Origin of the sequence: Methylocapsa aurea (genome assembly GCF_000746085.1) — a bacterium.
Taxonomy (GTDB): domain Bacteria; phylum Pseudomonadota; class Alphaproteobacteria; order Rhizobiales; family Beijerinckiaceae; genus Methylocapsa; species Methylocapsa aurea.
In genome coordinates this window covers 60,655-71,947 of the sequence record NZ_JQKO01000018.1, presented here as the reverse complement: position 1 = coordinate 71,947, position 11,293 = coordinate 60,655, and the positions used below count along the sequence as shown (strand labels likewise).

At 60.7% G+C, this 11,293-nt stretch carries 5 protein-coding genes; 3 read left to right on the top strand and 2 right to left on the bottom strand.

Annotated features, from left to right (window positions below; all coding sequences use genetic code 11):
* On the bottom strand, nt 1–519 hold a 519-nt coding region (locus DL86_RS13095; protein WP_245276370.1), incomplete at its 3' end, for a methane monooxygenase/ammonia monooxygenase subunit C.
* Nucleotides 520–890: 371 nt separating this feature from the next.
* On the opposite strand from DL86_RS13095, the gene DL86_RS13090 reads away from it, so the two are divergent.
* A complete protein-coding gene (locus DL86_RS13090) occupies nt 891–4,796 on the top strand; it encodes a type 1 glutamine amidotransferase family protein (RefSeq protein WP_156964639.1) in 3,906 nt (1,301 codons plus the stop codon).
* Nucleotides 4,797–4,839: 43 nt separating this feature from the next.
* Here the strand turns inward: DL86_RS13090 and DL86_RS13085 are convergent, their stop codons facing one another.
* A complete protein-coding gene (locus DL86_RS13085; protein WP_162180434.1) occupies nt 4,840–6,207 on the bottom strand; it encodes a carbohydrate porin in 1,368 nt (455 codons plus the stop codon).
* Between the two features lie 418 nt (nt 6,208–6,625).
* Here DL86_RS13085 and DL86_RS13080 point away from each other — a divergent pair, with 418 nt between their 5' ends.
* Together DL86_RS13080 and DL86_RS13075 are read left to right on the top strand one after the other, a co-directional pair.
* The gene (locus tag DL86_RS13080; protein ID WP_245276369.1) at nt 6,626–7,990 is read left to right on the top strand and encodes an efflux RND transporter periplasmic adaptor subunit; all 1,365 of its coding nucleotides are present in this window, start codon (nt 6,626–6,628) and stop codon (nt 7,988–7,990) included.
* A 24-nt stretch (nt 7,991–8,014) separates the two neighbouring features.
* Entirely contained in the window at nt 8,015–11,287 is a 3,273-nt protein-coding gene (locus DL86_RS13075) for an efflux RND transporter permease subunit (RefSeq protein WP_051953376.1), read from the top strand.
* Nucleotides 11,288–11,293: the final 6 nt, after the last annotated feature.

Genomic DNA, 11,293 nt, shown 5'->3' with positions numbered 1-11,293 from the left:
GGCATACATGAAGCCGCCGACGCCCATGATGATATACATCGGGTAGCTCATATAGAACTCGATGATGTGGCTGGGCGTGAAGTCGGTGTCGCGGATGACCGTCTGGTGCCAGGTGCCGTCCTGCTCGGTGAAGTAGCTGGCGCCCCAGTAGATCGCGATGGCGTATACGATCAACCAGTTGAACAGGTAGAAGATGCGGCGCAGTTCTTCGCGGGGGGCGACATTGGCGAGGTCCTTGTCGCGGGTCTTCCAGAGATAGCCGACGATCGCGAGGAAGGAGATCAGTTCGACGGGCTCTTCGATGTAGAGGATGCGCATCCAATAGGTCTGGAATTCAGGGGCGAAGGAGTCGAGCCCGTAAAGCCAGCCGAATTTCTGCTCGTAGATGCGCACGCCGAGATAGAAGGCGCACATAACTCCGGCCCCGATGAACATCGGCACCGGATTCCATATGGGCGTAGCGGCGGAGAGGGCTCCAGCCTCCGCGCGGGCAGTGGTTGTGTCAGAAACTAAACTCATCTCACATGCCTCTTTTGCTTAATAACAGGTCGCCACCACAAGGCATTGTCTTTGCTAGATATGCTTGTGCTTTGGCTTAATCTAATTTTACGCTATAAAATTAAATATAGAAAATCGTTTGTCGTTATTGCCTGCATAGCAAATGGTTATAGCATTGCTATTATTGCTGCTAAACCGTCGGCCTTGCCGGTAGCCGCTGGCCCATGCGGAAATTTGCGCGCCGCCGCCAAACCGTTCGAGTTCACGTTGATCAAGTTCTCGCGCATCAGGCCAAGCACAGAGGCTGGGCGTCCTTGAACGGCGGGCCAAGGCTGCGTACCTTGCGCGCGCGGCGGCCCCGCCAGATGGTTTCCAACACGGCGCCAAAACACATGATGCTTTTGAAGACGATGGCCGTACGCATTTCGATCGGCGCCTGCGCGGCTACGGGATTGCTGCTCTTCGCCGGACTTCCCGCACGCGCCGCCGAAACCGTTGATTTGCGCGGCTATGGCAAGGTTTCAGCCGAGCTGACGGCGAACCGTGCGGCGTTTACCTGCGAGAACGCTGAAAAGGCCGATATCCTGCTTGGAAAACTCCTGGCGGATTTGTTTTGGGACAAGAGCCAGGAAGATCGCCAGAGCGTGATTGCCGTTCATGGCAAGCCCGTGACCGTTCATTCGCTGCCGGGACAAGGCTCGGCGGCGATCGCCAGGGCCGGGGCCGCCGTGGTGATCCTGGGGGCGTCTGACCCGCGTCAGGTGGAGGTCTTGGCCGGCAATGAGCCGCTCTTGGCCGGCGGCGATGTGACGAGCCGCCAAGCGAAGCCTTATCCCTTGTACCTGGATTTTTACGACAACCGGGCGCTCAAGGCCTTTGTTCATCCCATGCATTCCGTCCATAAATTGGGTTTGGACTCGCATTGGCCTTTCCTGAACATATTTGGCGGCGGCGCGGCCTTTCTTCATCCGCTGCCCAATTTCGACAGTCCGGCGCCGGGCGTGATCCAATGGACGGCGACCGATTATGAAGTCCGCCAAGCGGAAATGAAGGGAGGAATGGTCGTGCCGGGCCCTGGTGGGGGCGGGGAGGCGCCGCTTTGGGAATATAACGCCGATCCCGACCATATGATGAAGGCTTCGGATGCGACCTTGCTCGGCCAATGGAACGGCATCGGCATGGCGGGAGCCCATTATGAATCCTGGGGGCTGCCGCTGGAGACGCGGCATCGTCTCGATTTGGGCTTCCTGCGGCAAGCGATGGAGCGCTATCGCGGTTCCGCGGCGGTGGGCGGCTGGTATGTTTTCGCGGGCTCGCCGGGAATCGAGTTCGGCTTCCATGACCGGGCGACCCTCTCCTGGGACCAATCGCGCGATGGCGAAGCCTCCTGGCGGAAATGGCTGCGCGACATCCAGCATTATAGTTTGGCGGAGACGGGACAGCGATGGCACGGCGATCCCAAGCGGTTCGCCCATTGGGAGGATGTGAAGGTTCCCGACGCCAACGAATTCTTTGGCCGGCTTGGGCCTGACAGCTTTCGGATCTCGGAGGGGTGGCGCTGGCGGGCGGCCCAGGCGGAAGAAAAAAATCCTCCGGCGGCGGATGCGCCTGGCTGGGCTCCGGTCGAGATGCCGCCGTCTCACGATCAGCTTCTTTTGCCCGCGAGCGAGGCGAGCTTTTTCCAAACCACATTCGACCCTTCAGCCTGGCGGGCAGAGTTAAAGAACGGCGAGCCGGGGAACGCGGCGCCGGATGTCTGGCTGGTCTTCGCTGGCGATGGTCTTGGCAAGGACGCCGCGCGCGTCATGCTGAATGGAGTTGAATTGGAGGCGCCTCGAGACAGCGAGGCGCGGGAGGGCCCCTTCGCCATGCGCGCGACCGGCGCTCTCAAGGCGGGACGGAATGAATTGACGGTCCGCCTGAAAAAGGCCCGCGAGACCAGCAATGGAAAGCTGGCCGGGGCGGTTTTTCTTACACGGCATGAACCCAAATATATGCCTTATCTGGGGCCGGGAGCGAACGCCCGCTACAGCGATTTCCGTCAATGGCAGGCTTGGGCGATCTACGAATACCATCGCGATATGATCAAGCTTGCCCGGCGGCTTGATTCAGACCGTCCACTGATCCTTTCGGGATCTTCGCATCAGCTGTTCGACCATTCGGCCGCCTTGGCGGCGGATTTTGGAATGGCGGTCGAGCATACCGGGCGGGAGGCTTGGTATCATCCCTGGTGGCCGGGTCTTGGACTCATCGCCGGTTTCTACGGAGCCGGCGAGGAATCTGGCTCCGCGCGCGGCGATGTGCTGGACCGGGAATTCAGCTGGATCATGTTCGACGCCGATTCCTCCCACACCTTTTTCTGGGACGTCGAGGATTATATTTTGCGGGAAAGGCAGGACGGCTGGTTCTCCAATCACCGCCGCTCGCTCGAATTATTTGGGAAATATCTTCGCAGCAAGCCCGGGGTCGTCGTGTTTCGATCCTCAGAGAGCGGAATTCTTGGAAAGGACTCGCCGAACAATTGGGACATCGGGCGTGGCGAATTACAGAAGGCTCATTACGACAATGGCTATGCCGGGGAGCGTGAGCTGAAGGCCGGACTGCTGAATGATTATCCGCTTCTGGTCGATTCGGGCAGCGAATATATGGAGCCTGACACCGTCGCCGCTATTCGGAAATATGTGGAGGCGGGCGGCACGTTCGTCGCTTTCCACAATACCGGCGTCCATGCCGCGCTCGAGCCCGACTCATCGCCGATCTCCGCCCTGACCGGGTTCAAGGCGTCAAGCGAAGACAAAGCCGGACGGATAGGTTTCGCCAGCGATCTCCCTCTTTTCAAGGGATGGGAGGGCAGAAAATTCGAAGGGTGGGGCCGCGTCCTTTCCCCGGCCGCGCCCGACGCCATTCCTTTGGCGCGATGGGCGGATGGCGGCGCGGCGATCGGCTACCGAAAAATTGGCAAAGGGCGGGTCATCGTCCTCGGCAGCACATTTTGGCGATTTGGCAAGGATTTGTCCGGGGTCTGGCGCACTCCGGCGGATTTGGATCGGGCGTTCCTGGAGCAATTGTTGACAGATGCTGGCGTGGCTCGAAACGCAAACGCCACGATTCCGGAAATCTGGGCGAGGAAGATGGTGACGAAGAACGGCCTCCAGGACTGGTTGCTCGCCATTAACAGCACCGAGTCCAGCCGCACCGCCGATGTCTGGATGCGGACGGATCAGCCCCCGGACGAAGTTCTCGATCTGCAGACAAATGCTCCCGCGCCTTTCCGCCTGGACAATGGCGGCGTCTGGATCGAGGGCGTCAACTTTGCTGCTTATGGCGTCAAGACCTTCGCGGTGAAAAGGCGCGCCATCGCCGCCGCCTTGCCAACATGGTGGCGGGAAAAAACGGTTTACTGGAAGCGGGCGCCCGAAGAGATCGCCGCCGCGTCGGCCTCTCTCCCGGCGGTTGGGCCGGGCAGCCCAAACGTCATGAATTTCGAGTCTTGGCGTTTTCAACCCGATCCTGACGGCGCGCTAGGCCGCGCCAATAGCTGGATGAAGGCGGAGTTTAACGATGCGTCCTGGAAGAAATTGAATGTGGGACCCTGGAGCCCCCTCGATCCGGCGTCGAAGGAGTCTCGCGGCGGCGGCGTTTATCGGAAAAAATTCATCCTGCCTCCAGATTGGAGCAATAAGCGGATCCTTCTTTCTCTCTACAGTTTCGACCCGCCGATCGTATTTGACGCCGGCCGTTTCTTCGTCAACGGCGTTCCAGTTGCGGCCTATACGGCGAAGGGCGGGACGCAGTCCCTGAATTACGACGTCACCAGCAAACTCCATCCCGGCGAAAATGTTTTGGCCGTGACCGTGTCGGGCGGAGCTCAGTTCGCCGGCCTTGGGGGCGCCATTTGGCTGGAGGCTTGGCAGCCTCTGGAGGAGGCCATCGACTTGAACTCAGGGTGGAAGCTCGTCCCGAGAGAGGGCGCGGATCCTGTCGAGGCGCCGTCGCCGATCCGCGCGAAGGGACGCCACCTTGTCCGCGACTTCGACGCCCCGGCCAAATGGAAAGGGCAGACCGTTTATCTGGAGCTCTCTTCCAACGATCAGTGGATCAGGCATATCCTGATTAACGGCAAGCCAATCAACTATAATAGCTATGCCCATCCGTTCGGATTGTGGAGTCGGATCAATCTCACTCCCTATTTGAAGCCGGGCGAAGTCAACAAGTTGCAGCTCGTGTCCGCCGGCAATGGCGCGATCATGCAACTCAATTCGATACGGGCGGGCGCTTTGCCGACGCCGCGCCTTTAGAGCGATTTCGAGCAAAGCGGCAACCGGTTGGCTCGAAATCGCTCTAATATTTCATGCCAACGCGAAGTCCAAAAACCGCGGCGTTAGGGATTTTGCCTAACGTGGGGTTGATCGGATTGACGGCGCCCGCGCCGGGATTAAAAATATACTGGAAGTCGGGCTGAATAATCAGGCCCGGAACGATTTGCGCTTGGTAGGTTAGTTCCAAAGCCAGCTCATAATTGCGGACCGGCGTCCAGGGATCGGAGTAAAATGCGGCGTCGCGGTCCAACTGCTGCACGGAAGAGGAGAGCTTGGAAAAGGATGCCGCCAATCCAAATATGTCGTGCGGCCGCTTGTCCCAAAGGCCGGCGAAACTGACGCCTATTTGGGCGTCGAATTCCATTAAATTGCGGTTGGGGGGACAGGCCATTGCGAAGCCGTAGACGCCGATGCCTTTTTTGGGATCATCGCCCGGCAGTCGCCAGATCATCTGGTCGATAATGCCGTAGATCCCAAAATCTCCGACGTGGGTTATTGGAATTCCATTGCTCGACGGGTTGGCCAGCGAGAGGCCGTCGACGCCAAAATAAATATCGTCAAACTTGCCAAAGTGGCGCCAGCCGCCGATCCTCACCTTTCCGGCGAGCCCGTCGGCCCCAATTGGCAGGGTGTATTTGTATTGCGCCTCGGCGATTGCCAACGGCGGGTCCTTTAGCCGGGAATTGATGCCTGCTGGGTTCTTGATTTCGGTCAGCGCGGTGTCGAGGCCAACCCCTGCGGGATCTCCGTTGAACACCGCGAGCAGCAAGGTGGTTTGATCATTCGGAGTTAGTTTCAATCGAACGCCGGGCGTCGTCACTGGATAATGCGGCCCGGTGCCGGGCAGGTTCGTCGAGGTGATATTGGGCCAGCCATACGTGCCGTTGAAATACAGGGCGTCAATGTCGCTGAGGATAAATTCGGTGTCCGCCGCCAATTGGCCGATGCGGACCGACGCGAGGCCGTCAAAGAACTCCTGTTCGAACCAGAGCTCGAAAAGCCGCGTCGTTCGCCGCGCCTCGATGCCGCTGATGGTCGAATAGTTGAAGATATTATAGGTTGACAGGCCGCGGCCATGGATTTGATAGGCGTTGACGTGGAATGAGGCGCCTTTCAGACCGGCGATCTTTTGGAGATCGCCGTCGATCGACATTTCCAAAAGACCTTCATAGATGGCGCCTTGCCTGACGCCGCCTGTGTTGCCGAGCGTTTCACCAAAGTAATTGATCTGAAGGTTGAAGCCGCGATCGAGCAAGGCTTTCTTGAATTCGCCGAGCGCGGGTGCGCTGGTAGAGATTGAAGGCTGATCCTCCGGGGAAGCCGACTCGTTTTGCGGCGTGGGCGTCGTCAGCACCGCTTCTTCGGCTCGAGCCAGGCCGCAGAAGGCCATGGCGCATACCGCCGGCAAAAGCGCCCGAAGCAAGCGATCGCAAAACATCTGATCTCTCGAGATGAGAGGTGGAGCGGCAAAGGGACGCGATCCCTTATTCATTCAGCCTACGGGCCAAACGCCGGCGAGCCAAAGACTTTAGTTTGAGCTACAACGGGGCAGAATAAGGGTCAAGATGGAAATATTGAGGTGAGAGACGTTAGTCCTTTGTAATTGTTTGCTCTTGCGAAGTTTTTGTGACGAGATTGTTAGCGCGGTCTAAGCCACGGAGATGAACATTGAGCCGTTGCCGCACTCTGTAAATCAAATGCATGAACTGCGGCGTCTTCGGCCTCGTCTCCCGCTATTCAAGGATTGTTCAGGTTGGGTTCAGTGCGGCGCGCGTAGGTATGTCTCTGGCTAGTTATCGGGAACTTCAGTGTCGCTACCTCTTCGCACCGACCATCAGAACAGCGACGCGTTCGAGCGAGCGGTGCGTCCCTCCTTGCCTGCTTTTTTGCCGTGGCTTCTCCTTATCGTAGTTGCTGTCGCGGTCGGCATGGCCTTCGGGGCGCTCTCGCCGGGCGTATCGGACGCCATCCGGAACGGCGCTGCGACCCTAGGCTGGCCTGGCGTCGCCAAGGCGCCGGCGCCCGAGGCCATTGGGGCTCCCCCAACTCGAGCGCAAGACGCGCCCGCGGGACAGGGCGCCGCCAAGGTGGAGACGCCGGCGGCGGCGGGTCCTGCCGGCCGGATCAAGCTCTCTCCAGAGCAGATCGCGGCCGCCGGCATAGCATTCGCGCCTGTTCAAGGAGGCGCTCTCACTCACCATCTCACTGCCCCAGGCGTTATCGCGCCCAGCGCCAACCGGATTGGGCGCGTCTCCGTCAAGCTCGTCGGGATGGTTTCGGAGCTGCGCAAGAATCTTGGCGACCCCGTCGCGAAGGACGAGGTCGTGGCGGTTCTCGAGAGCCGCGAGATGGGGGACGCCAAGAGCGAGTATCTGGCGGCGCACACCTTGAATGATTTGCAGCAGACATTGTTCGAACGCGCCAAGCGGCTTTGGGACAAGCGGATCTCGACCGAGCAACTGTTCCTGCGCGCCCAAGCCGCGGCCGAAGAGACTCGAATCAAGGTCGAGCTCGCGCGAGAAAAGCTATTCATTCTCGGACTTGGCGAGAAGGAGATCGCCGCGCTGCCGGGACAGCCGGCGGCGAACCTGACGCATCAGGAGATCCGCGCGCCCATCGCTGGCCGGGTCGTGGAGCGCAAGGTCGATGTCGGCTCCATGCTCGGGCGGGACAATCTGGAAACCGAGCTGTTCGTGATTGTCGACCTTGACGAGGTTTGGGTCGAATTCGCGGTGACGCCGAGCGACCTGCCGATGATCAAAGAGGGACAGACCGTTTCGATCGCGGCCCGCGGGGTCGGCGAGAAGACCGAAGGGAAGATCATCTTCATAAGTCCCCTGGTCGACAAGGAGACGCGCGCGGCCCGGGTCGTGGCGCGGGTCCCCAATCCGGACGGAGTATGGCGGCCGGGCGTTTTCGTGACGGTCGAGGTTGCGATGGACGAGCGGCCGGCTCGGGTTTTGGTCCCCGCGAGCGCTTTGCAGATGATCGACGGTGGGCCGGCCGTATTCGTGCGCACGCCGGAGGGAGTCGAAATGCGCAAGGTTGTCCTTGGACGAAGGGACGCCGGCGCCGTCGAGATTGTCTCGGGCCTTGAGCCCGGCGAGGCGATCGCTGTGCAGAATAGTTTTAAGCTCAAGGCGGAGCTTGGCAAGACTCTGGCCGAGGATTGAGCGGAAATTGAGAATGAGGCGATCATGATCGAAGGCGTTCTCGCCTTTTCGGTGCAGCGCCGCTGGGCCGTGGTTCTGATGACGATCGCCGCCGCGGGGCTGGGCGTCTGGTCGTTGTTTCAACTGCCGATCGACGCCGTTCCGGACATCACCAACAACCAGGTCCAGATCAATGGCGTCGCTCCGGCGCTCTCGCCCATTGAAATCGAAAAGCAAGTCACCTTCCCGATCGAAACCGCGCTCGCGGGAACGCCTGGCCTCGAATATACGCGCTCGTTCTCGCGCAATGGCTTCGCCCAAGTCACCGCCGTATTCAGCGACAAGACGGATATCTATTTCGCCCGTCAGCAGGTCAATGAGCGCCTGATCGAGGTCAAGCAAACGCTCCCTCCCGGCGTTGAGGTGAAGCTCGGACCGATTTCGACCGGCCTTGGCGAGATTTTCTGGTGGGCGGTCGAATACGCCCCCCCTGGCGAGGGCGTCCCTGTGCAGGACGGAAAGCCCGGCTGGCAGAGCGATGGCGCTTATTTGACTCCCGAAGGCCAGCGCCTGACGGACGAGTTCCAGCGCGTGGTCTATCTGCGCACCGTTCAGGATTGGATCATTCGCCCGCAGATGAAGGGCGTGCAGGGCCTCGCCGGCGCCGACGCTGTCGGCGGCTATGTGAAGCAATACCAGGTTCAGCCTGATCCGGCGAAGCTGATCGGCTACGGCCTTTCCTTCGACGACATTGTCAGCGCGATCGAGGCCAACAATGTCAGCCGGGGCGCCAACTACATCGAGCGCAATGGGGAAGGCATTGTCGTGCGCTCGGGCGGGCGGATCGAGAACATCTCCGAGATCGGCGAGATCATCGTCGCGACGCGCGGCGGGGTGCCGTTGCGGGTCAAGGACGTGGCCAATGTCAGCATCGGGAAGGAGCTCAGAACCGGCAGCGCGAGCATGAATGGGAAGGAAATCGTGCTTGGCACCGCGCTCATGCTGCTTGGCGGCAATAGCCGAACGGTGGCGGCGGCGGCCGACGCCAAGCTCAAGGAGATCAGCCGGTCCCTGCCGCCGAGCATTCGCGCAAAGGTGGTCCTCAACCGCATGGAGCTCGTCAACGCCACCGTGACGACCGTGGCGAAGAACCTCGCCGAAGGGGCGTTCCTCGTCATCCTGGTGCTCTTCCTGCTCCTCGGCAATTTCCGCGCGGCTGTCATCACTGCGCTGGTGATTCCGGTCAGCATGCTGCTCACCGCGACGGGGATGCTCGAGAGCAAGATCAGCGCGAATCTGATGAGCCTCGGCGCGCTCGACTTCGGCCTCATTGTCGATGGCGCCGTCATTATCGCCGAGAACAGCCTGCGGCGCCTCGCCTTGCGCCAGCATGAGCTGGGGAGAATGTTGCAGCTCGACGAACGTCTCGCGACCGTTCAGGACGCGGCGAGGGAGATGATCCGCCCAAGCGTCTACGGGCAGGCGATCATCATTCTCGTCTATGCGCCGCTCCTCACGTTTAGCGGCGTCGAAGGCAAGACCTTCGAGCCGATGGCGATCACCGTGATCATCGCCCTCGCCGCCGCCTTCGTGCTGTCGCTCACCTTCGTTCCCGCGATGATCGCGATTCTGATCACCGGCCGGATCGAGGAAGGCGAAAACCTGTTCATGCGCGCGCTCAAGAGCGTCTACAGGCCGGTGCTGAGGATGGCCATACGCTTTCCCATTCCGGTGATCCTCGGCGCCATCTTGCTGTTTGCCGGGGGCCTCGTCCTGTTCACGCGCTTGGGCCAGGAGTTCACGCCAACGCTGGACGAAAAGAACATTGTCATCGAGGCGCGGCGCATCCCGAGCACGGCGCTCTCGCAATCGCAGGAGATGCAATTCGATATCGAAAATCTCCTCGCCCAATTTCCCCAGGTCGCCTTTGTGTTCGCGCGGACCGGCACGCCGGACATCGCCGCCGATCCCATGCCGCCCAACGCGACGGACAGTTACGTCATTCTCAAACCCCAGGATCAATGGCCGGATCCGCATCTCACGAAAGCGGAACTGATCAAGCAGATCGAGGCGAAAGCCGCGATGCTCGTCGGCCATGTCATCGGCTTCTCCCAACCAATCCAGATGCGCTTCAATGAACTCATCGCAGGCGTGCGCGAAGACCTCGCGGTCAAGGTCTTCGGCGAAGAATTCGAGCCGATGCTGCACATTGCCAACCAGATCGCCGATTTTCTGCGCGGATTGGAGGGCGCGACCGACGTCAAGGTAGAGGAGACGGTGGGGCTGCCTGTCTTGGAGATCAAGATCAACAAGGCCGAGATCGCGCGCCGAGGACTCAGTCTGGCCGCCGTGCAGGACGTGATCGGCGCGGCGGTCGGCGGACGCGTCGCCGGTCTCGTCTTCGAGGGCGACCGCCGCTTTCAGATCATCGTGCGTTTGCCCGACGAGTTGCGCTCCGATATCGAGGCCTTGAAGGATCTGCCCATTTCGCTGCCGAGCGCCGGCCAAGGCGTCGGCGCCCAGACCATTCCTTTGCGCCAGATCGCAAGCTTTGAGTTCGCCGAGGGGCCGAATCAGATCAGCCGCGAGAATGGCAAGCGCCGCGTCGTCGTCACCGCCAATGTGCGCGGCAGGGATATCGGCTCTCTCGTGAACGAAGCGCAAGCGAAGATCGCAAAGCGCGTGGAGACGCCGGCCGGTTATTATCTGCAATGGGGCGGGCAATTCGAAAATCTCGCCGCCGCGCGGCAGCGGCTGATGATTGTCGTGCCCGCCTGTTTCGCGCTGATTCTGCTCCTCTTGTTCAACGCGCTGGGCTCCGTCCGCGACGCCGCCCTGGTGTTCAGCGTTGTGCCGTTGGCGCTGACCGGCGGCGTTGTGGCCTTGTGGCTTCGCGACATACCGTTTTCGGTGTCGGCGGCGGTTGGCTTCATCGCGCTTTCGGGCGTGGCGGTGCTGAATGGCCTCGTCATGCTGAGCTTCATCAAGCAGTTGATCGCCGAGGGCCGCCCGACGCGCGAGGCGATTTACGAAGGCGCCCTCACACGCCTGCGGCCGGTCGCTATGACGGCGCTCGTCGCCTCGCTCGGCTTCGTGCCGATGGCGATCGCGACCGGCACTGGCGCCGAAGTGCAAAAGCCGCTCGCCACTGTCGTCATCGGCGGCCTGATCACCGCAACCTTGCTGACTCTCGTGGTGCTGCCGGCGCTCTACGCCCGGTTTGCCGGACCTGGACCGTCTCTTCGCGCCGAAGCTGCGCCAAAGGTCGGGCCGCAGGAGAAAAAGACCAACTACGTGCGCTTGAAAAAGGCCGGATAATGGAGG

Bases quoted from the DNA above. Each gene is read 5' to 3' on its own strand.
- DL86_RS13090 (WP_156964639.1), top strand. From the start codon at position 891: ATGATGCTTTTGAAGACGATGGCCGTACGCATTTCGATCGGCGCCTGC.
- DL86_RS13075 (WP_051953376.1), top strand. From the start codon at position 8,015: ATGATCGAAGGCGTTCTCGCCTTTTCGGTGCAGCGCCGCTGGGCCGTG.
- DL86_RS13085 (WP_162180434.1), bottom strand. From the start codon at position 6,207: ATGGCCTTCTGCGGCCTGGCTCGAGCCGAAGAAGCGGTGCTGACGACG.